This window comes from Streptomyces iranensis, from assembly GCF_017874715.1.
Taxonomy (GTDB): Bacteria; Actinomycetota; Actinomycetes; order Streptomycetales; family Streptomycetaceae; genus Streptomyces; species Streptomyces iranensis.
In genome coordinates this window covers 87,340-112,040 of sequence record NZ_JAGGLR010000032.1, presented here as the reverse complement: position 1 = coordinate 112,040, position 24,701 = coordinate 87,340, and the positions used below count along the sequence as shown (strand labels likewise).

Below are 24,701 nucleotides of genomic sequence, written 5' to 3'. Positions count from 1 at the left end.
CCCCGCCTCCGCGGCCGGCCGGGCCGGCCGGGCCGCTCTACCCCGGGGCCGGCGCGTAGGTGATGATCTCGACTTCCTCCAGGGTCGCCATTCCTTCCTCGACCAGTTCTGACAATTGAGGAACGAAGCGGCGGATCCGGTCTTCGGTATCGACGATGACCACTGCAAGCGGCAGTGAGTGCGACAGCGAGAGCAGCCGGGAGGTGTGCACGATGCCATCCGCGCCGTAGCCTTCTATGCCGCGCAGCACAAGAGCCCTGGATAATCCGCTCTCCCGGGCCCGCCGCACGATCTCGTAGTACAGGGGCCGGTGGTTCCACACGTCGTCATCCCTGGCGAAAATCGTCAGCTTGAGTCCACGGCTGGCTGATGGCATGACTTGCTCTATCCTTTGCGCTGCGATGAGTCGGCGATCCGGTCCGGCGGCTCAACACGCAAGGCGTTCCGAGTCATGCCCCGACGGGTGGAGATCCAGTCCGGATGGACATCCGGCGAAGTCCACGGCCTTCGTCAATTTATCAACGCCTGGTGATCACCGCAATGCCCCGGGTAACCGCATGGAGTCCGCCGCGCTTTGGCAGCCGGTATCCCTCCGGTGAGCCGGCCGCGCCCCGGGGACATTCCGAACCGGGCCGTATCTCCTGCACGGTCCTCCGCCTGCCCGGCGCGTCATGTTACGCGGCTGCTGGTTTGGCCCGTGAATACCTCTGCGGGCGGCGGCGGTACGCAAGCGTACCGGGCCGGCGCCGCCGCAAAGGTGCGAAAAACGGATAGTGCCGGGTCGTAAATCGGATTGAGGAAGGTGATCCGGCGGGATAGTGTCGCCCCTCAGCGGGGGAATTTGTCATGCCCCGGCCGTCGTAGATCTCATCCCCAACCGAGGGAGACAGCGATGACCACGAATACGCCTACAACCGGTGTCCGTACGCTCGACCAGGACGCATTCGACCGTCATCTCAAGGAATTCTCCGAGAACGCCCCCATCCTCGAGTACTCGCAAGCGTTCCGCCGGGAAGGTTACGTCAAGCTCACCGGTCTGGTCTCGGCGGATCTGTTCGCCGAGGTCGTCAGCGAAGTGGGCGACCTGCTGGACCAGCACGCCCAGCGTATCGACATCGAACTCAAAGAGACCGGGAATTCGCCGCGCAGGATGCACACGGTCAGCGCGGCCGACATCGCCCGCGACTCCCGGCTCATTTCCGCGATTTACGACTCCGCGAGCATCCGCGACACGCTGGGCCGGATCGCCCAGGCCGACGTGCGGCCCTGCCCCTGGGAGGGCGAGAAGTACGTCATCATCCGCCAGGACCAGCCGGGCGACACCCATGGATGGCACTGGGGGGACTTCAGCTACACACTGATCTGGATCATCCAGGCGCCCGGCCCCGAGGTGGGCGGGATGCTGCAGTGCGTGCCGCACACCAACTGGGACAAGCAGAACCCGCGGGTGCACGAGTACCTCCAGAACCACCCCATCCGCACCTACGCCAACGCCACCGGCGACCTGTACTTCCTGCGTTCGGACACCACCCTCCACCGGACGATCCCGCTCAGCAGGCCGGCCACCCGCATCATCCTCAACACCTGCTGGGCCAGCACCGCCGACGTCGAACGTCCCACCACACACGAAACCATGGACGCGATGTTCTCCTCCTGACCGTCGCACGAGGGGGGATACTCCTTGAGCACCACTCCTGAACTGCACAGCGGCACGGACCTGCGGGAACTGGTCATATCCCTGCTGGCCGGGGACGAGGACGCCGCCACGGTCAACGCCCGTGCAACCGACACGGTCTACCGGGCCGAAATCCGCACGGCGGCCGCGGATTTGGCCCATGCGGCCTTCACCCGCGGCGACCGCGCCGCGCTGCACACCGCGCACTGGGTACTGGGCGACATCTACGACCGGTGTTTCAGCCTGCCGCCCATCGACCAGATCGACTCCCTGCTGACCGAGATCCTGGACGACATCCGGAGCACCCTGGAAAACGCCATGCTGGCGGACCTGCGCGGAAAGACGGACACAAGCGCACTGGCCTCCGCACCCCAGGACCCGGAATCCTTCCTGCCCTGGTACCGGAACTTCATCAGCAGCCACGGCGCAAGCAACCATCCATTCTACCGGGACTTCCTCGAAGACCGCGCCTCAGCACAGGACATCAGGTTCTACCTGGCTCAGGAGACGTCGCTGGACCCACGCTTCGACGACATCCTGTCGTTTTTGACGGTGGGCACGGGCGGCTCGGAGAAGATGGAACTCGTCAGCAACCTGTGGGACGAGATGGGGAACGGGAACCCGGCCGACGTGCATACGGCGGTATTTGCGAGAACACTCACGGACGCCGGCGTGTCGAAGGAGTTCATCAACAGCAACATCATGCTGGAGTCACTGGTCTGCGGAAACGTCTCCGCAGCCCTGGCCCTCTCCAGGCGGCACTGCTACAAGGCATTCGGATATTTCGGTGTCACCGAGTATCTGACACCCCGCCGATTCCGTTCCTACATCGTGGGCTGCAAACGGCTGGGAATGCCGAAATCGGCCTATATCTACCACGACCAGCATATTCAGATCGACGCGCGGCACGGGCCGGCCTGGTTCAAGAACATCCTTCTCCCGGCGATTGCCCGCGAACCGCGCTGCGCCTTTGAGATCGCACTGGGCACCCTCATGCGGCTGGAGACCTCCACCTGGTATCTCGATGCGCTGCAGGCGAAACTAGAGCCGGCCGGATGAGCCTGCCGAACCGACAGGACCCGATCGAATGCGGCTAGCCATCATCGGCGGCGGTGCATCCGCGGTGACGCTGATCGATGCCCTCGCGCGCAGCACGCCCAGGGAGAAGATCACGGTCAGCGTCTTCGAACCCCGGGCAGTGCCCGGCCCCGGCCGGCCCTACCAGGAGGACGCGGACAGCGCCCTGATCAACAGACCCGCCGACGCGATGTCCATCCGGCACGGGGATCCGCATGATTTCCTCAGCTGGCTGCGCCAGGCGGGCCGCAGCGGCGAATTTCCCTCGGCCGACTGCGAAGCGCGGTTCCAGCCGCGCTGGCTGTTCGGCGTCTACCTGCGCCGGCGGCTCGCGGCGGCCACTGCCCAACTGGCCGCCGGCGCAGGGTCGGTGGAGGTGCACACCGACACCGTCGAGGATGTCTACCCCGCCGGTGACCGGCTGGTCACCCTCACTTCGACGGGCGCACGGGAAGCACACGACCACGTCGTGCTGTGTCTGGGCACGCCCCGGCCGGCCGACATCTACCAGTTGACGGGCCGGCCCGGCTTCGTCGCCGATCCCTACCCACTGCCCCCCTCCCTGCCCGGCGGTGCGCCGGTGACCGTGCTGGGCAGCAATCTCTCCGCGGTGGACATCGCGGTTGCCCTCCTGCGCCGTGGGCACACCGCGCCGGTCCGGCTGGTCTCCCGCAACGGCCTGCTGCCCAGTGTGCGCTGCCGGCCGGCTGCCATCGGCCCGGCGGAGGCCGGGCAGCTGGCCGAAGCGGTGCGGGCCACGCCCCCGGCGTCGCTGTGGACGACCGTCCGCAGGCTGCTGCACCGGCGGCTGGCCGCGCACGGGGCACCGGAGGAGGAAATGGCCCTGGACCTGGCGGCGGGCGAGCCGGCCGCGGTCCGGCTCGCCCGCCAGCTCGGGCGGACCGACGCCGCGGACTGCTGGCGGGCGGTGCTGCTGCCGCTGCTGGATCCGGTCGGTGAACTGTTCTGGCAGCGGCTTCCGCTGCGTACGAGGGAGGTGTTCCTGCGCCGCCACAACACCGTGCTCGCCACGGTGTTCAACCCGATGCCGCCGGCCACCGCGGCCCTGCTGCTGGAGGGCCTGGGCACCGGCGCCCTGCAGGTGCACCCGGGGCTGAGCGCGGTCAACCCCTCGCCGGGCGGCGGTTTCACGGTGACGGCGGCCGGGAAGGAGCACCGCGCCGGTGTGCTGCTCAACGCCGTCCGGGCCACGCCGTACGACCCCGCCGAACCGGCCGGGCGGCTGCTGGGCCGGCTGGCCGCACGGGGGCTGGCCCGCCCGCATCCATGCGGTGGCGTGTATGTCGACTTCACCACCAACCGGGTCCTGGGGCCGGCCCGCGGTCTGTACGCTCTGGGCCACCCGACCGCGGGCGACATCTATTACGCCAACGCCGGATCACTTCTTGGCATCAGCGCACGGGCCGAACGCATCGTGGCCCGGATCCGGCGCGGCTGGATTACCGGCACCACCGCATTGGCCACGTCTTCAACGCCGACGATCGGGGGACGGCTCGATGGCTGAGTCCTGGTACACCATGCGTGATGAGGTATTCGCCGATGGACTGCGCGGCCGGGTGCCCAGGCTCCCCGCTGATCCGGCCCTGCTGGAGGAGGCGGCAAGGCAGTACCTGCCCGCCGGCCTGTTCTCGTTCGTCGCGGGCGGCGCGGGCGGCGGGCGCACTGTGGCAGCCAACCGGGCCGCCTTCGACCGCTGGGAACTCACCCCCCGCATGATGCCCGCGGCCCGGCCGCTGAGGCTGCGCACCGAACTGTGGGGGACCGGCATGAGCGCGCCGGTTGTGCTGGCTCCGATCGGCCTGGCCGGCCTGGCCCACCCCGATGGCGAGGCCGCCGCGGCCCGGGTGGCCCGGGACCTGGGACTGGCCATGACCCTGTCCAACTCCTCCTCGCTGTCGCTGGAGGAGGTGGCCGGCGCAGCCCCCGGAGCGGGACTGTGGTTCCAGCTGCATCCGCCGAAGGACGAGGAGCTGGGCGCCTCGATGGTCCGGCGGGCGGAGAAGGCGGGCTACCAGGCCATTGTGGTCACCGTCGACTCCTGGGCCCGGGGCTGGCGGCCTGCCGACCTCGACCACGGGTACGACCCGTTCCTGCGCGGGCAGGGCATGGGAACCTTCCTGGCCGATCCGCTGTTCAGACGGTCGCTGCCCGCGGACCTGGCGGTCGGCAGCGAGCCCTGGCTCGCGGCCGCCGCGGCCCGGTGGCGTGAGGTCTTCGGCCACCCCGGCCTGTCCTACGCGTACTTCGACAGGCTGCGCGAGGCCACCGGCCTGCCGGTCCTCATCAAGGGTGTCCTGCATCCCGACGACGCGGAGCAGGCCATCGCACACGGCGTGTCAGGTGTGGTGGTCTCCAACCACGGTGGCCGGCAGCTGGACCGCTCGACGGCCGCCCTGGATGCCCTGCCCGCCGTCGTGCGGCAGGTGGCCGGCCGGGTTCCGGTGCTGTTCGACTCCGGGGTGCGCAGCGGTGCGGACGTCGCCGTCGCGCTGGGCCTGGGTGCCGACGCGGTGCTGCTGGGCCGGCCGTGGCTGTACGGGCTGGCCATCGACGGTGCCGAGGGAGTGCGGCACGTACTGCGCTGCGTACTGGCCGAACTGGAACTGACCATGCTGATGTCCGGCGCCGCGACGGTCGGGGATCTGCGGCACATGGTGGCCCCGGCCCCCGGCCGGGCGGATGAGCGCTGAGCCCGGTCTTCGATCAGCCAAACCTGTGAAGGGGAGAATCAGATGCGATCCCAGAGCAAGGTGCTCGTCATCGGTGGCGGACCCTCCGGGTCCACCGCGGCGACGTTCCTGGCACGCAACGGTGTCGAGGTGACGCTCCTGGAGCGGGAGACCTTTCCGCGCTACCACGTCGGCGAGTCGCTGTCGCTGTCGGTCGTGCGCATGATGGACCTGCTCGGCGTGTCCGAGAAGCTGGACAAATTCGGCTTCCGGCACAAGGACGGCTCCTACTACGAGTGGGGGAAGGAGAAGTGGGACCTGCCGTTCACCGACGTGCCCGGCGGAAAGCACAGCTGGCAGGTCACCAGGGCCGACTTCGACAAGATCCTTCTCGACCATGCCCGGGAAGAGGGAGTGGAGGCGTTCGAGGGTCACCGGATCCGCGACATCCGGTTCTCCGGGGACCGGGCGGTGGCGGCGCGCTGGCAGAACGAGGCCGGAGACGAAGGTGAGATCGGGTTCGACTACGTCATCGACGCCTCCGGCCGGGCCGGCCTGCTCGCCAAGCGCCACTTCGACATGCGGCGGATGCACGACGTCTTCCGCAACGTCGGCGTCTGGACGTACTGGAAGGACGCCAAGGACATCCCCGAAGGCCCCGACGGCGCGGTGACGGTGTGCAGCGTCGCGGAGGGCTGGATCTGGGTGATCCCGCTGCACAACGGGATCACCAGCATCGGCCTGGTGACCGACAAGAAGCGGTTCGGCGAGCAGTGTTCTTCCCCCGCCGACGTTCAGGCGCTCTACGAACGGGCCGTACACGCCCATCCGCTGGTGCGGCGGACCATCGCCGGCGCCGAAAAGGTCTCGAAGATACGCACCGAGACCGACTACTCCTACGTCGCCGACCGGTTCAGCGGACCGGGCCATCTGATCTCCGGGGACGCCGCATGCTTCCTGGACCCGCTGCTGTCCACCGGCGTGCACCTGGCGACATTCAGCGCCATGCTGGCGGCCGCCTCGGTGTCCTCGATGGTGGACGGCACGGTGGCCGAGGAGCGGGCACTGAACTTCTACGACGTGGCCTACCGCTACTCCTACGAACGGCTGCTGGTACTGGTCTCGGTCTTCTACGACAGCTACCGCGGCAAGGACGACTACTTCTACCGCGGCCAGGCCATGACCCGCGCCGAGCAGCAGCGGCTGCACATCCACGAGGCGTTCCTCAGCATCATCGCCGGCGTGGAGGACCTGTCCGACGCGACGACGGTCGACGCCTACCAGGTCATCGAAAAGAGCCTGCACGGCAGGGACCCCGGCACCACGCCGCCCACGCGCATCCACAGCCAGTCGCGGGAATGGACGATCATGCCCAACTCCCCGGCGAACGCCATCGAGGGGATGTACCTGGAGATGGAGCCCAGCGTGCGGCTGCGCGACACCCAGCGTTGACGGACCGGGAGACAACGGGCAGACAAGGAGAAGGCAGTGGCCAACACCGACCGTATCGCGGCGCAACTCAGCCAATCAGCCGATGACGATTCCTATACGGTGACCCCGCGCACCGTGCCGATCCGGTACCGGGAGCGCATCCGCTACGACCACGAGGCGGCGCACGCCATTCTGGACGAGGGCCTCGTGGCACACATCGCGTTCAACAGGGAGGACTACCCCGTGGTCCTCCCCGCGGTGTACGCAAGGCGGGGCGAGACCCTGTACTTCCACGGCTCGCGTGCGGGCCGGTTCGCCCAGCTCGGGGCGGAGAACGCACCGGTGTGCGTGACGGTCACCCTGCTGGACGGCCTGGTCTTCGCCCGCGCCTGGCTGATCCATTCGGCCGCCTACCGCAGTGTCATGGCACACGGCCGGCTGCGCCTGATCACCGATGACGAAGAGCGGATGCGCGCCCTGGCCACCCTGCTGGAGCACATCGCCACCGGCCGCAGCTCCGAGGCCAGGCCGCCGACCCGGCAGGAGTTCGCCAGCGTGGCCGTGGTCGCGCTGGACCTGGAGGAGGTCTCCACCAAGGTGCGCCGGGAGGAGCAGAGCAAGTACGAACCCGCGGACCTCCAGGGCGGCTGCTGGGCCGGGTACGTGCCGCTGCGCCAGGTGGCACTGGACCCCAGGTCCGCACCGGACCTGCCGCAGGACGTGGTGGTACCGCCCATCGTGGAGAAGTACAGCGGGCCCTTCCTGGTGCCGGAGGAGGCCATGGCCGCCGTCCCCGGCCCGCCGACCAAGCCGGGCGCCTAGGGCCGGGCAGCTGCCGTCCGGTCCCGGACCGGGCCCCGGGCGGCAGCCTGTGACCGCACCGGCACCGATCAGCCGCACACGGCACTCCCAAGCCCACCGAGACTCTACGGAGCACCTGCTATGGCCGACTTGATCGCAGCCCTGCACCAGTCCGCCTCCGACACCAGACTCATCGTCTACGACCGCGAGGGCAACAAGCTGACCGGGCAGCGGGTGCCGCTCTCCCCGTCCGCTTCCCCCGACGGCACGCTCGAATACGATCCCGCGGAGATCTGGCGGCACACAGGGGACGCGGTCGGCAGGGCCCTGTCCGAACTGGGCCGCCCCGCCTCCGCGCTGGCAGCGGTCGGTATCGCGGCCCAGCGCGAGACGACCGTGGTGTGGAACAAGCACACCGCCAAGCCCTACGCTCCGGCCATCGCCGGGCCGGACCGGCGCTCCGCCGGGCAGATGGCGGCTCTGCTGCGGGACGGCCAGAGCGAACTGATCCACAAGAAGACCGGTCTGGTGCCCGACGCGCTGTTCTCCGCCGGCAAGCTGAGCTGGCTGCTGCGGCACGTCGACGGCCTGCGCGCGGACGCGGAGGCCGGCGAGGCCCTGTTCGGCACCATGGATTCCTGGCTGGTGTGGAACCTGACCGGACGGCACGTCACCGATGTGACCAGCGCCAGCCGCACCATGCTGCTGAACCTGGACACCGAGGACTGGGACGATGAGCTGCTGGCCCTGTTCGGCATACCGCGGGCGATGCTCCCCCAGGTGGCCCCGTCCTCGACCCCGGACCGCTTCGGGACCACAGCCGGATCCGGGCCGTTCGGCATGGAAGTGCCCGTCACCGGGGTGCTGGGCGAACACCAGGCAGCCCTCTTCGGCCAGCACTGCTTCCTCCCGGGCCAGGCCCGCTACGGCTTCGAGGGCAGCAGCGCGCTGCTGGTCAACACCGGGACCACACGGGCCGATACCGACTCCGGGCTGCTGGGCACCATCGCCTACCGGCTGGCCGGTGAACCGGCGGTGTACGCGCTGGAGGGCTTCGTCCCCTACACCGGCGCCACGGTGCAGTGGCTGGTGGACGGACTGGGCATCATCCGGGGCGTCGGGGAGATCGAGGCCATGTCCCGGCGGGCCGATGACCCCGAAGGGCTGTACTTCGTACCCGCCTTCACCGGACTCGCGCTGCCCCGGCCCGAACGCGGCGCCCGTGGGGCCATCCTGGGCATGGACACCCACCACAACCAGAACCATGTGGCCCGAGCCACGCTCCAGGCCCTCGCCTACCAGCTGCGCGACCTGATCGAGGCCATGCGGGAAGGCACCGGGCACGCCCCGACCCAGCTGCGGGTCGACGGCAACGGCGCCTGGTTCGACATGTGCATGCAAATACACGCGGACGTCCTGGGCATCCAGCTGCGCCGCCCGGCGGACGTCGCCGACACCGCCGCCCTCGGCGCGGCCCACGCCGCCGGCCTGGCCGTCGGCGTGTGGGCGGACCTCGCCGAGGTGGCCGGCACCCGCCGGGAGAACCACCGCTGGTCCGCGCAGTGGATGCCCGAGGACCGGGAACGCGGTTACGCCGGCTGGCGGTCGGCCCTCGAACGCACCGCCGGCTGGGTCGAGGAGGCCACCCTGCCGCAGGGAGACTGGCTGGCCACGCTGACCGCCGCTCAGTGGCGTGCCGACGGATCACGGTGACAGCCGCCCACGCGGGCCCGCTGACCGCGGCCGCTCCCATAGCCCCCCTGGGCGGTCACCCGGCGGTGCTGCTGCTCACGCAGCTGACCGTGCTGGTCCTCGCCGCACACCTGCTGGGGCGGCTGGCCAGGCGGGTGGGCCTGCCGGCGGTGGTCGGCGAACTCGGTGTGGGGGTGCTGCTGGGACCCAGCGTGTTCGGGCAGCTCGCCCCGCGGGCGAGTGACTGGGTCTTCCCCCAGCAGGCGGGGCAGTTCCACCTGCTGGACAGTGTCGCCCTGCTCGGCGTGCTGGTTCTGGTGGGGGTGACCGGCATCAGCCTCGACTTCACCCTGGTGCGCCGGCGCGGCGGGACCGTCGCCTGGATCAGCCTGCTGGGCCTGGTCATCCCCTTCGGCCTGGGAGCCGCGGTGGCGATGAAGCTGCTGCCCGGGGTGCTGCGCCCCGGGCATGCGCAGCCCACGGTGTTCGCACTGTTCCTCGGAGTGGCGCTGTGCGTCAGCGCGATCCCGGTGATCGCCAAGACACTTCTGGACATGGGGCTGATCCACCGCAACGTCGGCCAGCTCATCCTGGCCGCAGGCACCATGGACGACATCGTCGGCTGGCTGCTGCTGTCCGTGGTGTCCGCCATGGCGGCCGATGGCCTGCACACCGGTACCGTGCTCGAGCCGATCCTGCACCTGGCCGGGCTCCTGCTGGTGCTGACCGTGCTGGGCCGGCCCCTGGTGCGCGCGGCGATGCGCCGGGCGCAGCGTTCCAAGTCCTCGGCCGCGGTGGTGGTGACGGCGGTCGCGGTCCTCCTGATGTGTGCGACCGGCACCGCGGCGCTGGGACTCGAACCGGTATTCGGCGCGTTTCTCGGCGGCATACTGATCGGCACCAGCGGCGCCGTCAGCCTCGGCTCGCTCGCACCGCTGAACAATGGGCTGTCCGCAACGCTCGCGCCGGTCTTCTTCGCCACTGCGGGGCTGCGGATGGACATGGGAGCACTGGGACAGCCCGCGGTGCTGGGCGGCGCGCTGCTCATCCTGGGCGTCGCGATCCTCGGCAAGTTCGCCGGCGCGCTGCTCGGCGGGCTGACCGGGCGCCTGAGCCGGTGGGAGATCCTGGCGCTCGGCGCGGGCATGAACGCGCGCGGGGTCGTGCAACTCGTGGTGGCCGCGGTCGGCCTCCGGCTGGGCGTGCTGAACACCGAGTCCTACACAATCATCGTGCTCACCGCGGTGATTACCTCGGTCATGGCACCGCCACTGCTGAGGATTGCCACGCGACGCCTGGAAATCACCGCCCAGGAGGAATCACGGCGCCGGGCGATGGAGCCTCTCCTCAACTAAAACTCTGAGTTCCGGGCCCGCGCATCGCACGATGCCGCCTCACTGTTTCCGAAGGATTCTCATGGTACTTCTTCCGGTATTCCTGAGCGAATCGGCCGAAGTGACTGAACCCCCACCGCGCCGCCACTTCACTCACCGTCTTTTCCGCGGCGCCGGGCCCGGTCAGCTCCGCCCGGACCCGCTTCAGCCGGACCTGGCGCAGGTATCCGCAGGGCGGCAGACCAAAGCGGGTGCGGAACGCCTTCTCCAGCGTGCGCACGCTGACACCGGCGGCCTGGGCGAGATCGGCCACGGTATGGCCGACCTCCGGGTACTCATTGATCAGCCGCACCGCTTTCTCGACCGGACCGACCGGCTGAGACGGCCGGCTGCGGACCAGCGCCGGGCTGTAGGTGTTCGGCTGGGCAACCAGCAATTCGGTCATCAGCGCCCGTTCCAGCTCCGTGGCGACCAGCGGGTGGATCGGTTCCTGCCCGGCGCCCTCGGCCTCGTTGGCCCGTCTCTCCAGGAACATCAGCGACTCGTACCAGCTCATGGCACTGCCGGAGTCGAACCGCATGAGCGGCTCGAAGATGGGCGACTCCGCCGAGGAGTTGTGCAGCAGGCTGTGGACATGGGCGGTCAGCACCGCCTGGTTCAGTTCGACGATCAGCTGCCCGCAGTCCGCGGAGCACCGGGCGCTGACCGGCTCGCTCGGTCCGAGCACCGTGCCCAGGCCGGGGGCGATGCGCATCTGCTGCGTGCCGCACAGCCAGATGTTCCCCGTCAGCGGCACCAGCACCAGGTAACCGGAGCGCGCACCGGCCAGTTCGAACCGCGCACTGGCGCCGAGCGAGAGATAGCTCAGCCGCAGTGAACCCAACTGATAACTGTGGAAGCGAATATCGGGCCGTGTGGTTGCCGCGACCGATAATTCGTGCCGGCCAAGGACGGGGGTGAGCCATTCTTCGGTGGCGGCGACATCTTCGGTGTGCAGGACAGCATGGTTGGCCAACAGTGGTGCTGCGGACATCTGATCTCCCTCGCGCCAGATCATGGCGAATCGGAGCGGAATGGTGGCTTCCGGGAGGGCGAGCGACGGCCAAGGTCCTCGGCGTCACAATTTGATAATAATGACGGACCCGAAGCGGTAACGCAATGATCAATGCGAGCACCTTTTCGGTCATTGTGGCAAGTGAAAAGGAACTGGGCATTCAGGTCTGTCGACCACGCGGTCAGCGACGTGAGGGGCCCGTGATTCCGTCGAACAGACCGGGCCGGGGATGGTGAGGTAGGGGGTGAATCCAAGCTTCCGAATGTCTCGTTCTCGCTGTTCTCCGTGACCGGAAAGTCCGGACAGCGCAGGATCCCGCCGCAGCGTGTCAACTCCTCGATCCGGCCAAGAACCGCCGGATTGCCGCCCCCGGCCCGCCGCGCTCACGAAAGGCCCTGATCGGCAACGACAGAAAGGCCCCGCAATGATCTTGAGGTCATGGAGCGCGCGTGCGCCCATCGGCAACACGGCCGCCTTCCTCGACACATTCAAAAGCAGCATTCTGCCGCATATGGAAGGTTTTCCGGGATATCGCGGCTGCTACCTGCTGCACCGGGAGGAGGACGGCCAGGCCCACATCCAGGTCCTCAGCCTGTGGAACTCGCCCGCGGCGGTCGAAGGGTTCGCCGGCACTGACGCGCTGACAGCAGTGGTGTCACCGGCGGTCGCGGACCTCATGACCGACTACGACACCCAGGTCAGGCACGAGGCCGTGGTCCTTCAGACCGTGACCGGCCACGGCCAGGACCCGGCCACGCCGACACAGGAAGACCCCTCATGACGCTGCAGTCACCCGACCTCATGCACCTGTTCGTCGCGGTGACGGTACTGCTGGTCGTCGCCCACACCGCCGGCCACCTGTTCCTGCTGCTGCGCCAGCCGCCGGTCATCGGCGAGATAGTCGGGGGCCTGCTGCTGGGCCCCACCGTCCTCGGTGTGTTCGCGCCCGATGCGCAAAGGTGGCTCTTCCCCTCAACGGGCCCCGCGGCCGCGGGCCTCGGCGTGCTGTACGAGGCCGGGCTGCTCCTGCTGCTGTTCCTCTCCGGCCGGGAGATGGTCGAACACCGCAGCGGCGGCCGGGGGAAATCCACCGCCGCGATGGCGGTGATCGGTGTCGTCGTGCCGTTCGCGGCCGGTCTGTTCACCGCCCGGTTCCTCGACATCGCCGAACTGTCCGGGCCGCAGGGCACACGGACGAGTGTGGGACTGGTCTTCGGCATCGGCGTGGCCGTGACCAGCATCCCGGTGATCTCCCGGATCATGCTCGACCTCGACATCCTGCGGACCGGATTCGCACGCGTGGTGCTCTCCATCGCCGTCTTCGAAGACCTGGTGCTCTACGTGATGCTGTCCGTGGTGCTCGGCCTGGCACAGGCGAAGTCCGGTTCCGCCTACGGCCTGTGGTCGCTGTTCGACAACAACGACGCCGTGCCCAGCACGATCTACTACGTGGTGGCCAGCCTGGTCTTCTTCGCGGTGTTCCTGCCGCTGGGCCGGTGGTTCTTCCGCATGCTGGCCATCGGCCCGGCAAGCTTCATCGAAAAGCGCAGCCCCACCGGGTTCCGGCTGGTGTTCATGCTGGGGATGGCCCTGGCCTGCGTCGGCCTCGGCATCAACCCGGTCTTCGGAGCCCTGCTGGCCGGCGCGGCCGCCGCCGGCGCGGACATACGGGTGACCGAGCCGGAGCGGCGGGCCTCGGCGGACGCCGCGTGGGAGGCACTGAAGAGGTTCTCACTCGCCTTCTTCATCCCGCTGTACTTCGCCAACGTCGGCGTCCAGCTGGACCTGGCACACCACTTCCCGCTGCTGTTCTTCTGCGCCTTCCTGACCATGGCCTGCCTGGTCAAACTGGTCAGCGTCTGGGCGGCGGCCAGGCTGGCCGGGGAGGACAACAGATCCGCCCGGCACTTCGCGGTCGCCCTCAACGCACGCGGCGGGCCGGGCATCGTGCTGGCCACGGTGACACTCGCGGCCGGAGTGATCAACGAGGACTTCTACACGGTGCTGGCCATGCTCTCGATCGTCACCTCGCAGATCGCCGGCGTGTGGCTGCACGTCTTCCGCAAACAGGTGGTCAACATGGCCCAGCAGACCGCGGCGCCGCCGGCGATGGCGGAACCGGGCGGCGCGGCCCCGTCGGCGAAGCAGAGGTGAGCACCATGGCGGACTTCATCGGAGCGTTCGACCAGAGCACCACCGCAACCCGGTTCGCCGTCGTCGGCGCGGACGGCGCCGAGGCGGGCGCCGCGGCGCGGGAGCACGACCAGCTGCGGCCCGCGGAGAACCGGGTCGAGCACGACCCGGCACAGATCTGGGACCACGCCCGGAGCGTCATGGCCGACGCGCTCGGCCGGGCCGGGCTGGCCGCCACGGACCTGGCCGCCATCGGCATCACCAACCAGATCGAGACCACCGTGGTCTGGGACCGGCGCACCGGCCGGCCCTACCACCACGCCATCGTCTGGCAGGACACCCGTACGGACCAGCTGGCTGCCGCGCTGGCCGCGGACGGCCGGGCCGAAACCATCCACCGCAAGGCCGGCCTGGTGAGCAACCCCCACTTCTCCGCCACGAAGATCCAGTGGCTGCTGGAGCACGTACCCGGGCTGCGCGCGGCGGCCGAGCGGGGCGACGCCCTGTTCGGGGGCACGGACACCTGGCTGATCTGGCAGCTGACCGGCGGGACCGCGGGCGGCCGGCACGTGACCGACGTGACCAACGCCAGCCGCACGATGCTGATGAACCTGACCACCCTGGACTGGGACGAGGAACTGCTGGACCTCTTCGGCGTGCCCCGCGCCATGCTGCCCCGGATCCACTCCTCGGTCAGCCCGGACGGCTTCGGCACCACCGCACAGCACGGCGTGCCGATCAGCGGCGTGCTCGGCGGGCCGCAGGCTGCCATGTTCGGCAACGGCTGCTCGGCCACCGGCGCGGCATGGTGCAACAGCACCCACCGCAACCTGGTCATGCTCAATATCGGAAGCGAACCGGTGCGGTCCCGGCACGGCCTCCACACCACGGTCGCCTACCAGCTGCCGGACACCCCCGCGGTCTACGCCCTGGAGGGGAACATCGCGCACACCGGCGACGCGGCGCGCTGGGTGGTGGAAGACCTCGGCTCGCTCTCCAGCCCGGAGGCGTTCGAGACGGCCGCCTCCTCGGTCACCGCAACCGAAGGCCTGTACTTCGTGCCCGCGTTCACCGGTCTCGGGGTACCTCACCCCGAGCCGGAGGCCCGCGGCGCGCTCATCGGCCTGGCACCGGGGCACACCAAGGCCCACCTCGCCAGAGCGACCCTGGAGTCGACCGGATTCCGGATGCACCAGGTACTCGCCGCCATGACCGACGATTGCGCGGTGGCACCGCTCACGCTGACCGTCGACGGGTCCGCCGCGGCCTGTGACGTCAGCCTGGCGGTCCAGGCCGACGTGACCGGGATACCGGTGAGCCGGGCCGCGAGTGCCGAGCCGCCCACGCGGGGCGCGGCATACGCGGCAGGCCTCGGCGTCGGGTACTGGAAGGACACCGGGGAACTCCCCGTGCACCGGCCCGGCCAGGACCGCTGGAAACCACGCTGGAAGACCGGGCGGCGGCGGGCCGCGCTGGCCGACTGGCGCCGGGCGGTGGCCCGCACCGGCCCCCTGGCCGGAGCGGACAGCCAGGCGTCCTCGTAAGCCGTGGTGCCCGTGCCGGCCCGGCACGGGCACCGACACCACGCGTATCCGCCTCAGCCCAGGGCGTCGAGAGCGGTGAGGACGTCGGCCGGTTCGGCGCGGACGGTGAAGTCGGTGTCGACGAAGGCCCACCGGACCGTACCGGACCGGTCGATGACATAGGTGGCGGGGATCGGCAGAATGCGCGCGTGACCGTCGTTGACCCGCTCCAGGTCGAGCCCCGACCTGGCGTAGTGGGCCGCCAGCTCCTCGGACACCTCAAAGGCCAGACCGTAGCGCCGCGCCGTGGCCGAGCCGACGTCGCTGAGCACGTCGAAGGCCAGTTCCTGCTTCTCGCTGTGGGACAGCGACTCGTCGGGCGTCTGCGGGGACACGGCCACCAGCCGGGCGCCACGGGCCGATATCTCCCCGTGGTGCCGCTGGAGGGAACGGAGCGCCATATTGCAGTACGGGCACCAGGCACCCCGGTAGAAGGTGAGCACCAGGGGCCCGCGGGAGAGCAGCGCCTCCAGCGTCACCGTCCGGCCCGTGGCCGACGGCAGGCTGAAGTGCGGCGCCCGCCCACCGACAGCCAGCGCACGCTTGCCCTGCCCGGACTCGGCCAGCTCCCGGGCCGCCCGCTCCTTGACGGCGCGGGCCCCGGCCGGATCCTGCCTCTGCTGGACTTCGCGGAACGCGCGCAACTCCTCGTTCAGACTCATGGTTGCCCTGACCTTCCCTGACTCGACAGCGGGGGAGACCGGCAGCCGGACCGCGGTCACGGTGGCCGTACCGTATGCGCTCCAACGTAGCGCGCCCCCGCCGGCCCCGACGCGGACGCGGACAGCGTCACATCAGGCGTCTTCTGCGTAACCCCGCCCTGCGGCCGCACCCCCCGGCGCGGGGATCAGCCGCTTCGCGACCGGCGGCCGGCCTCCCCCCGCCAGTGCTGCGCATATCCGCAGAAATTGATAGCCTGTCACCTCCCGCGTGCATAGGGAGGCGATTGCCGGTGGGAAAGGCGTATGGGCTGATGCCGCTCCTCGCGGTCCCCCCGCTCCGGCCCTCCGAGAGATCACGGCGGAAGTCTGGCATACGGTGCCGCGGCCCGGTTCCCGGGCCCCGAGATTCAATAAATGAAACCGCGTCCGCTCCCTGGACGGCACCTCGCCGCATCGCCACCGGGGCCCCGCCGCCATCGCGTTCGGCGTGGAGATGAACTGCTGTCAATCGGCCAATGACAATGTGAACTGCTCAATGGATCCGATGGCCGGGAAGCTGTGGGTCCTGTGCATGCACCGAAGCGAAAACCCTCCCTATCAGCAGGGCCGAAGGAGAATGACGCATGGGCATTCTGGAGTCGATCCGCGGGCCGCAGGACCTGAAGAAGCTCGACGCCGGCGAGCTGGGCAGACTGGCTGCGGAAATTCGTGAATTCCTCATCAACGCCGTCTCCCGCACCGGAGGACATCTGGGGCCGAATCTGGGTGTGGTGGAGCTGACCATCGCGCTGCACCGGGTCTTCGACTCCCCCAAGGACCGCATCGTCTTCGACGTCGGCCACCAGACGTACGTACACAAGCTGCTGACAGGCCGCCAGGACTTCTCCAAGCTCCGCAAGGAAGGCGGCCTCTCGGGATATCCCAGCCGCGCCGAGTCACCGCACGACATCGTCGAGAACCAACATGCCTCCGTGGCGCTCAGCTGGGCCGACGGCATCGCGAAGGCCGACCGGCTGGCCGGCCGGCGCGACCGGTCCGTGGTCGCGGTGGTCGGCGACGGGGCACTGACCGGGGGCATGACATGGGAAGCGCTGAACAACGTCGCCGCCGACAGGAAACTTCCCCTGGTCATCGTGGTCAACGACAACGGCCACTCCTACAATCCCACCATCGGCGGACTCGCCACCCATCTGGCCGCCCTCCGCACCACCGACGGCTATGAACATTTCCTGGAGCGCACCAAGAACGCACTCGACCGCACGCCGTTCGTCGGCCGCTCGGTCTACGACGCGCTGCACGGGGCGAAGAAGGGCCTCAAGGACTTCATCGCGCCCCAGGGCATGTTCGAGGACCTGGGCCTTAAGTACGTGGGGCCGATCGACGGCCACGACGTGGCGGCCGTGGAGAACGCGCTGCGCCGCGCCCAGGGCTTCGGCGGCCCGGTGATCGTTCACTGCATCACCGAGAAGGGACGCGGCTACAGCTTCGCCGAGGAGTCCGACGAGCGCTTCCACCAGGTGAAGGTGATCGACCCCGACACCGGGAAGCCGGTCTCCGTCGCGGGCAAGGACTGGACCACCGTCTTCGGCGAGGAGATGGTACGGCTTGGCACCGAGCGGCAGGACATCGTGGCGATCACCGCCGCGATGCGGCGCTCCACAGGGCTCGCGCCGTTCGCCGAACGGTTCCCCGACCGGTTCTTCGACGTCGGCATCGCCGAACAGCACGCGGCGGCCTCCGCGGCCGGGCTGGCCACGGCCGGACTGCACCCGGTGGTCTCGGTGTACGCGACGTTCATGAACCGCTGCTTCGACCAGCTCCTGATGGACGTGGCCCTGCACCACTGCGGGGTGACCTTCATACTGGACCGCGCCGGCATCACCGGAGACGACGGCGCCTCGCACAACGGCATGTGGGACATGGCCGTCCTGCAGGTGGTGCCGGGGCTGCGGATCGCCGCGCCGCGTGACGCCGATCAGCTGCGCAGCCAGATGCGCGAGGCCGTCGCGGTGGACGACGCGCCCACGGTCGTGCGCTACTCCAAGGGCACGGTCGGTCCCGAGGTGGCCGCCGTCGGCACGGTAGGGGGCATGGACGTCCTCAGGGGCTCCGCGGAGGACGAGGCCGACGTGCTCATCGTCTCCGTCGGAGCGCTGGCTCCCATGTGCCTCGAGATCGCCGATCGGCTGGCCGAACAGGGCATCAGCACCACCGTGCTGGACCCGCGGTGGGTCAAACCGGTGAACGAGGCACTCCCCGCCGTCGCCCGCCGGCACCGGCTCGTGGTGACCGTCGAGGACGGGGTGCGGGCCGGGGGCGTCGGCGCCGCCATCGCGCAGTCCCTGCGGGATAGCGAAGTAGACGTCCCGCTCCGTGACTTCGGCATCCCCGCCCGGTTCCTCGACCACGCCGAGCGCAGCCGCGTGCTGGCACGCGTCGGCCTGACGGCGGCGGACATCGCTCGCCGGGTCTCGGGCGTCTTCGCCGGTCTGGGGCGGGACGAGATGGTCTTCCCCGGCTGAGCCGCGGCGCGGCGCACACCCGGCGCCGGTCTTCCGGACCCCGAGCGGATCCGGAGACCGGCGTCCGCGTTTCCCCCGAGGTGATGTACCGGGACCGGACCCGGCAGAGAACACAGGGACTTTCAGTCACGAAACAGCCAACCCAGTTCCGGTTCACCTGCGCAGCCTTCGAGCGAACAGCTCACAATATGCGTCACGATGTCTTTCACACCCTCCGTGTGCTCGAACTCGACGCCTGTGAGGAACGCCAGCTCGGCGTGGCTCGCGACGTTGACCAACGCCATCAGGCTGTAGCTCCCGCACACGGCCTGGACGTAATTGACGTGGACACTGGTTTCGACTCTCCGGGCCACGGCGCCCGCAGCACTCCCGTCCCGCACGCTGATCAAGACGACTGCGTTTATCACCGGGGGCCCCTTAACATGAACCCTGCATGCGGGTGTCATTAAGGACAGGGCTCGGTTTCAATTCCTGCCGCTGCACGGTACCGGAGTCGATTCCTTCGCGCAGCGTCCGCGGCGTCAGGACTCTCTGTGGTGGCTTTATCGCCCGCCGGGGCACAGAGACGTGTATTCGACGAATTCCGCTGGTCCTTGCCGCACGGATCACCAAATTATTGCGCGGGAGGGCCGGCATCGGATGACAGAATTCGACGGCGCGTTCACACACCGGCACCCGCGGTCATGCTGCCGCGCCTGCCGTCGGAGGACGGCTACGGCCTGACGGCTATGGCCTGACGGCTATGGCCCCGACCGGGCAGGTGACCGCAGGCCGGGGGAGTACTTGTAGCCCATGATGAGCACATCGCGCACTGCGGGGCGGCCGGCGTCCTGCGGCCTGATCGGCCGGACGTCCCAGGGCTCGTCCAGCCGGCTGTCCGCCACCGGGAAGCGGGCGAAGTTGCTGCGCAGCAGCCGGGTCAGCAGCGGGTTGCGCAGGGTGGACCGGCTCAGCGCAGCCACCTCACGCCGGATGCCTCCGGCGTAGTCGTTGGCGCTCTCGGACTGGAAATACGGCTGGTGAGGGCGCAGCCGGAGCTCTCCGGCGCGTGGCAGAAAGAAGAAGCGGTCGTAAGCCCGCCCGCGGAAACGGGAGCCGTTTTTCAGGTATCGGTCGGTCTCCAGGTGCTCCCACTCGTGCGCCAGTTCCTTCACCCGCGGACGCAATTTCCGCATCGATGGGGAACTGCCTGGCCGGCACCAACGCGTACCCGTTGGCGCGCAGTTCCTCCCGGATGTCGCTGTGCAGCATCTCCGGCTCCTCCAGGAAGGGGCTTGGGCACACACCCGCGCCTGCGTATGAGGCTCCCATGAACGGATGGGCGCGGGCACCTGAGATACGGACACGGGAAGCGACCGCGGGTCCGAGGCCTTGAGCCAAGAGGGGGCACGCCCCCCGGCAACGGCCCGTCAGCGGTCTGCGGGCGAGGCCGCCCCGAGCCCCGGGCCGGATCGTCCCAGGGGCACGCAGTACACCAGCGCCGCGGTGAGCAACGATACGAGCATCACGGCACCGCAGAGAGCGGCGAAAGCCTCGGTGTACCCCCTGGCCGGCGTTGCGCCGGCCGCCCGCGCCTGATCGTAGGCCGCCAGGAACGGCAGCATCAGCACCGCCGTGCCCAGAGCATTGCCGAGCCGTTGCATCGCGGTCAGAATCCCGCTGGCGCCCCCGATGTGCCCTTCGCTGACGCCATCGAGCACCGCGTTCAGGCTCGGAGTCACAAAAAGCCCCTGGGCGATGCCGATGACCGCCATGCACGGCAGCAGGGAGCCGGGCAGACCGGCCGGCGCAGCCAGACAGACCCAGAGCACGGCACCGCTGCCGATGCCGTGCAGTACGGCTCCCGCGGTGAGTACCGCGCGTGCCCCGACCCGGCGGATGAACCGGCCCGCGATGAAGGAACTGACCGCGACCGCCGTCGCCAGCGGGGCGAAAGCGAGCCCGGCACGCAGGGGGGAGTCGCCATAACCGTCCTGGAGCAGGATCGTGTAGCCGAGGTACAGCGGCGTCATGGTGGTGGCAAACAGCAGCACCACCGTGGCACCGCCGGTGAAGGCGCGGCCGGCCAGCAGTTCGGCATTCAGCACAGTCGCTGCGCCGCTTCTTGTCCGGCGGATCTGGACGGCTGCGAACACCGTGAGCGCCACCACCGCCACCGGCAGCATTCCCACCAGCCACCCGGGCCACCCGAGTTGCCGCCCCTCGATCAGGGGAACAAGCAAAAGGATCAGCGCCACCACACCGAACAGGGTGCCGCCCCAGTCGATGCCGTCGGCGCGGGGAGACCGGGATTCGGGCACCGCCCGCCGGATGAGCAGCAGCGCGGCGATGCCGATCGGCACATTGATCAAGAACACTGGACGCCAGCTCAGCCCCAGCACGTCGGCCTGCGTCACGGCGCCGCCCAGGATCTGCCCGAACACGCTCGCCAGAGCCTGTACCGCGCCCATCAGCCCGAACGCCCGCGCTCGTTGCCGCGGGTCCACGAAGGACGTCCGGATGATCGCCAGCACCTGCGGGGACAGCATGGCGGCGGCCGTGCCCTGCGCCAGCCGGGCGGCGATCAGCTCTCCAGCGCTGTTGGCCAGGCCGCACGCCAGCGAGGCCGCGGTGAACCCGGCCAGACCCACGACGAACATCCGCCGCCTGCCGTAGATGTCCCCCAGGCGTCCACCGGTGATCAGCCAGACCGCGTAGGTCAGCGTGTAACCGGCGATCACGAACTGGGTGTCCGCGGTATCCGCCTGCAGATCCGCCTGAATGCTCGGCGCCGCCACATTGACGATGAATGTATCCATCATGGCGACGAACGCACCGGTCAGGATGATGCCGAGGCCGAGCCGGGAACATGCTGAACCGGTCTGCGTGGTGCCGGCCACCGCGACGCGACGTGGCTCCAGTGAGATCACCGCCATGCGTTGTCCAGTGTCGCCTCGAGTCTGCCCGGTCCGGGTGGCGACGGGGCGACTCTCGGCCGGACCCGCCACGGGGGCCCGTAGGCGATGACCGGCCGTCGCGCTGGCGGACAGCGCGACGGCCATCTCGATGCCCGTGATGGCTGTGCGCGGCGGGCGGTGCCGCACACAGCGCCGTGGAGTGGATACCGGAGCAGCGGCGTACGGGCTGACGGCGAGCGGTCGGCCCGTGGCCGGGGCGCCGTCCCCTGGGGGCCTGTGTGCCGGGCACGGCTGGGTTCTGCGCAGGTCAGCGCTGATCGGAGTCGGCGGCTCGGGCGACGGGCGGGGCAGGCTGCGCCCCGGGCGGCCGGAGGTGGGGTGCCCCGGCGACCGCACCCTTCTCCCGGCGTTCCTGTACCAGGAGTCCGGCGCAGGCCACGACGGCCAGGACCATGACCGCGACGCTGTAGACCGTGGTGGTGGCGGTGAGCCCGAACTTCTGCACGGCGAGGCCCGCGACCACCGCGGGCACGCTGAAGCCCAGATAGCACACGACGTACATGCCGGCCACGAGTCCGGCGCGCTCGTCAGGACCGGCCAGCGGCGCGATTGTCTGGAAGGCTCCGAGGAAACCGGTGCCGAAGCCGTAACCGGCGATGACGATGCCGATGAAGAAGAGCGCCGGGGAGGGGATGGCGAGGGCGCCGAGGGTGGCGCCGATGCCGAGGAGGAAGGCCGCGAAGCCGAGGGTCATGGTGCGGCGCGGCGGATGTTTGCGGCGCAGCAGCGAGCCCAGGGCCCCCGATCCGGTCTGGGCGAAGATGACCAGGCCGCCGACGAGGTGGCCGCTCATGTGGAGCGTGCGGACTGCGATGGAGGGGCCGAGCGACATGTACAGGCCGCCGACCGCCCACACCGCGAACAGGCAGGGCGCCACGGTCAGGAACAGCGGCCGCACCTGGCGCGGCACCGCCATGCGCGGCACCAGCGAGGCCGCCACCCCCGGCCTCCTCGGCGAGGTCTCCGGCAGCAGCGGGACGACGAGCGCCGCGAGCACGAACACCACCAGGAGCAGCGCGTAGACGAGGGTCTTCGGCGCGGGTGCGTACTCGACGAGGACCCCGGAGCCCAGCGCGCCGAAGGCCAGGCCGACGAGCGGCACGAGGCTGTTGACCAGCGGGCCGAAACGGGGCCGGTCCGGGGGCTGCAGATCAAGCAGGGCGGAACTGGTCGCCCCGGTCGCGGCGCCGGTGGCCAGCCCCTGGACGGCGCGCGCCGCGAGGAGCGGGCCGACGCCGTCGGCGGTGAGGAACAGCAGCATGCTCACCACCTCGACGGCCAAAGACGCCCCCAGGACCTTGCGGCGGCCGACATGGTCGGAGATGCCGCCCACCACGAGCAGCGCCGCGAGCAGCGCGATCGCGTACACCGCGAAGACGGCGGTCAGCATGGTGGCGGAGAAGCCCCACTCGGCCTGGTACACCCCGTACAGCGGGGAGGGCGCGCTCGAGGCGAAGAGCAGCAGGGCCTGGACCGTGGCGATCAGCCAGAAGGTGAACCCCCGGGAGAGCCGCGGAAGCTGACTCATCCCGCTCATGCGGCTCATGCGGACTCCATGCGGCGGGCCGGCCGGGTGAGCACCCGGGAAACCAGCTCATCGGCCGTGCCGAGGTACTCCTCCAGGGCCGGCGCCTGGGCGAAGGTGACCACGCCGGTCGCGGCCCGGCGGGCACGCGCGGCCAGGACACGCTGGGTACCAGCCGTGTCCGGGAGCGGGGCGGGCACGGCGTTGGGGCGCTCGGAGGCGCCGGCGCCCCCGGTCAGCTCCAGGCCGCGCCGTATGGGGGCGGGTAACACCTCCGGGCCTGCGGCGGGTTCGGCGGCCGTCCGCGCGGCGCCCGCCGTGAGCCGCGGCGCCTCGCGCAGCGGTGGCCGCTCGGTGTGCCGGGCGCCGGGCGCCCGCTCGTCCTCGGTCTCCAGCATGGCAGCGACCGGGTTGGGCGGGCCGGAGTCCGTCCCGGCCTCTGTGCCGCGCGTCGGGCAGTGAACAGGCAAGTGAACAGGCAAGTGAACAGGCATGGGGCATCTCTCTTTCCGTGTGTGCCGGGGGCGGGTTACCAGGAGGCTGCGGGGGCAGGGCGGGGGACGGGCGGCGCCGCGTCCACCAGGCGGCCGGGACGCGGGGTGAGGGCCGGGCCGCCGCCGGTCTCCACGTGCCCGCCGGTGCCGGCGGGGATGAGGCAGGGGCGCGGGCCCCGCGCTCGCGCAGGTCCCGCAGGAGCGGGCCGGAGGTGCGCCGGATGCCGGGGCCGGGCAGCCGGGCCCCGATGAGCGGGGGCACCCGCCGCCGGGCGCCGGGGACTTCACGCAGCCGACGGCGGAGCCGTCCGGCGCGGCCGCGATGTGCGGGCCGGGACCGGCCATCTCCACCACGCCTGGTGCGCCGCCCTCGCCGCCCTCGCCGCCTTCGCTGTCCTCCCGGTGGAACATTCCTCCCCGGCCCACCGTCAGCGGGGCGGGGAGGTCGGAGAAGTCGAGCCCGAGCCCGCGCAGCGCCTCCCGTCCGCCGGGCCCGGCAAAGGCCGGGCCGGACTCGGCCGGGTTGCCCGGCGGCAGAGAGCCGAAGCCGTAGGCCCGGGGGCCGGGCCTCTCGGTGCCCGCGGACACCGGCATGTCCGTATGGCCGTGCGCGAGGACGACGCGGTCCGACAGGAGGCTGCTCCGGCCGTCCAGGGTGACCGCTTGCGCCCGCGTCCCGGTCTCCGCGCGCCGCGCCGCGCGGTTGCGGCGCAGCCGGATGGAGAGGTTCTCTGGTGCGGTGCGCACCGGCTCGTCCGGGACCCGCGCGAGGTAGCGCCGCAGCAGGCCGGGGAAGGACCGGCGTGTGGGCCAAGGGACGCCGCCTCCCGCCGGACCCGGCCCGGCAGCCGGCCCGAACGCGCCACCGGCACCGCGGACTTGGCCCGCTCGTACCGGCCCGGCCCGGGTCGGACCGGGCCCTGACACGCGGGGCCCGGGTCGGGGAAGGCGGTGACGTGCGGGGCCACCGTGTTCATGTGGGTCACGGCCGGCTGCCCGGACCCGGCGCCGTTCGCCCACAGGCGCTCGGCCGCGAAGAGACCATGCGGTCCCGCGCCGGTCACGCCGGTG

At 70.2% G+C, this 24,701-nt stretch carries 20 protein-coding genes; 12 read left to right on the top strand and 8 right to left on the bottom strand.

The window, feature by feature from the left end; all coding sequences use genetic code 11:
• Positions 1–37: 37 nt before the first annotated feature.
• Complete coding sequence (locus J2Z30_RS43290) at positions 38–376, bottom strand: DUF190 domain-containing protein (protein WP_044582716.1); 339 nt, start codon at positions 374–376, stop codon at positions 38–40.
• Positions 377–892: 516 nt separating this feature from the next.
• On the opposite strand from J2Z30_RS43290, the gene J2Z30_RS43285 reads away from it, so the two are divergent.
• The 8 genes from J2Z30_RS43285 (at position 893) to J2Z30_RS43250 (ending at position 10,721) form a co-directional block, all read left to right on the top strand.
• A complete protein-coding gene (locus J2Z30_RS43285) occupies positions 893–1,657 on the top strand; it encodes a HalD/BesD family halogenase (protein WP_044582715.1) in 765 nt (254 codons plus the stop codon).
• 24 nt (positions 1,658–1,681) lie between these two features.
• Positions 1,682–2,734, top strand: a complete 1,053-nt coding sequence (locus J2Z30_RS43280; RefSeq protein ID WP_052702214.1) for an iron-containing redox enzyme family protein — start codon at positions 1,682–1,684, stop codon at positions 2,732–2,734.
• A 28-nt stretch (positions 2,735–2,762) separates the two neighbouring features.
• Positions 2,763–4,277: an FAD/NAD(P)-binding protein gene (locus J2Z30_RS43275; protein ID WP_052702212.1), complete on the top strand. Its 1,515-nt coding sequence runs from the start codon at positions 2,763–2,765 to the stop codon at positions 4,275–4,277.
• Positions 4,270–5,463, top strand: a complete 1,194-nt coding sequence (locus J2Z30_RS43270) for an alpha-hydroxy-acid oxidizing protein (RefSeq protein ID WP_044582714.1) — start codon at positions 4,270–4,272, stop codon at positions 5,461–5,463. Before J2Z30_RS43275 ends, J2Z30_RS43270 begins: the two co-directional genes overlap by 8 nt.
• Before the next feature lie 42 nt (positions 5,464–5,505).
• Positions 5,506–6,894, top strand: a complete 1,389-nt coding sequence (locus tag J2Z30_RS43265) for an NAD(P)/FAD-dependent oxidoreductase (RefSeq protein WP_044582713.1) — start codon at positions 5,506–5,508, stop codon at positions 6,892–6,894.
• 36 nt (positions 6,895–6,930) lie between these two features.
• Positions 6,931–7,695, top strand: coding sequence for a pyridoxamine 5'-phosphate oxidase family protein (locus J2Z30_RS43260; protein ID WP_063791158.1), 765 nt, complete (start codon positions 6,931–6,933; stop codon positions 7,693–7,695).
• Positions 7,696–7,815: 120 nt separating this feature from the next.
• Complete coding sequence (locus J2Z30_RS43255; RefSeq protein ID WP_052702209.1) at positions 7,816–9,387, top strand: FGGY family carbohydrate kinase; 1,572 nt, start codon at positions 7,816–7,818, stop codon at positions 9,385–9,387.
• The gene (locus tag J2Z30_RS43250) at positions 9,384–10,721 is read left to right on the top strand and encodes a cation:proton antiporter (RefSeq protein ID WP_044582740.1); all 1,338 of its coding nucleotides are present in this window, start codon (positions 9,384–9,386) and stop codon (positions 10,719–10,721) included. The genes J2Z30_RS43255 and J2Z30_RS43250 overlap by 4 nt, the downstream gene beginning before the upstream one ends.
• Here J2Z30_RS43250 and J2Z30_RS43245 read toward each other — a convergent pair.
• Positions 10,714–11,733 (bottom strand): AraC family transcriptional regulator, encoded by a 1,020-nt coding sequence (locus J2Z30_RS43245; protein WP_209469088.1) that lies wholly within the window; start codon positions 11,731–11,733, stop codon positions 10,714–10,716. The genes J2Z30_RS43250 and J2Z30_RS43245 overlap by 8 nt on opposite strands.
• 532 nt (positions 11,734–12,265) lie before the next feature.
• Here J2Z30_RS43245 and J2Z30_RS43240 point away from each other — a divergent pair.
• Genes J2Z30_RS43240 through J2Z30_RS43230 form a run of 3 tightly spaced genes read left to right on the top strand, consistent with a single transcriptional unit; the run spans position 12,266 to position 15,431 of the window.
• Entirely contained in the window at positions 12,266–12,535 is a 270-nt protein-coding gene (locus J2Z30_RS43240) for a hypothetical protein (RefSeq protein ID WP_345665189.1), read from the top strand.
• Entirely contained in the window at positions 12,532–13,908 is a 1,377-nt protein-coding gene (locus J2Z30_RS43235; protein ID WP_044582711.1) for a cation:proton antiporter, read from the top strand. The genes J2Z30_RS43240 and J2Z30_RS43235 overlap by 4 nt, the downstream gene beginning before the upstream one ends.
• Positions 13,909–13,913: 5 nt before the next feature.
• Positions 13,914–15,431 carry an FGGY family carbohydrate kinase gene (locus J2Z30_RS43230; protein ID WP_044582738.1) on the top strand — a complete coding sequence of 506 codons (1,518 nt, stop codon included), beginning with the start codon at positions 13,914–13,916 and terminating at the stop codon, positions 15,429–15,431.
• Positions 15,432–15,484: 53 nt separating this feature from the next.
• On the opposite strand, the gene J2Z30_RS43225 is transcribed toward J2Z30_RS43230, so the two are convergent.
• Entirely contained in the window at positions 15,485–16,132 is a 648-nt protein-coding gene (locus J2Z30_RS43225; protein WP_044582710.1) for a peroxiredoxin-like family protein, read from the bottom strand.
• 623 nt (positions 16,133–16,755) lie between these two features.
• On the opposite strand from J2Z30_RS43225, the gene dxs reads away from it, so the two are divergent.
• A complete protein-coding gene (dxs, locus tag J2Z30_RS43220) occupies positions 16,756–18,654 on the top strand; it encodes a 1-deoxy-D-xylulose-5-phosphate synthase (protein WP_044582709.1) in 1,899 nt (632 codons plus the stop codon).
• A 122-nt stretch (positions 18,655–18,776) separates the two neighbouring features.
• Here the strand turns inward: dxs and J2Z30_RS43215 are convergent, their stop codons facing one another.
• The 5 genes from J2Z30_RS43215 to J2Z30_RS52280 all read right to left on the bottom strand — a co-directional run bounded on the left by J2Z30_RS43215 (position 18,777) and on the right by J2Z30_RS52280 (position 24,557).
• The gene (locus J2Z30_RS43215) at positions 18,777–19,061 is read right to left on the bottom strand and encodes an Lrp/AsnC ligand binding domain-containing protein (protein ID WP_044582708.1); all 285 of its coding nucleotides are present in this window, start codon (positions 19,059–19,061) and stop codon (positions 18,777–18,779) included.
• Positions 19,062–19,394: 333 nt separating this feature from the next.
• A complete protein-coding gene (locus tag J2Z30_RS43210) occupies positions 19,395–19,829 on the bottom strand; it encodes a 2OG-Fe dioxygenase family protein (RefSeq protein WP_245389098.1) in 435 nt (144 codons plus the stop codon).
• Between the two features lie 234 nt (positions 19,830–20,063).
• Complete coding sequence (locus J2Z30_RS43205; RefSeq protein ID WP_044582707.1) at positions 20,064–21,569, bottom strand: MFS transporter; 1,506 nt, start codon at positions 21,567–21,569, stop codon at positions 20,064–20,066.
• A 289-nt stretch (positions 21,570–21,858) separates the two neighbouring features.
• On the bottom strand, positions 21,859–23,157 hold the full coding sequence (locus J2Z30_RS43200; RefSeq protein ID WP_245389097.1) for an MFS transporter: 1,299 nt from the start codon (positions 23,155–23,157) through the stop codon (positions 21,859–21,861).
• Complete coding sequence (locus J2Z30_RS52280) at positions 23,154–24,557, bottom strand: FAD/NAD(P)-binding protein (protein WP_107073616.1); 1,404 nt, start codon at positions 24,555–24,557, stop codon at positions 23,154–23,156. The genes J2Z30_RS43200 and J2Z30_RS52280 overlap by 4 nt, the downstream gene beginning before the upstream one ends.
• Positions 24,558–24,701 lie beyond the last annotated feature (144 nt).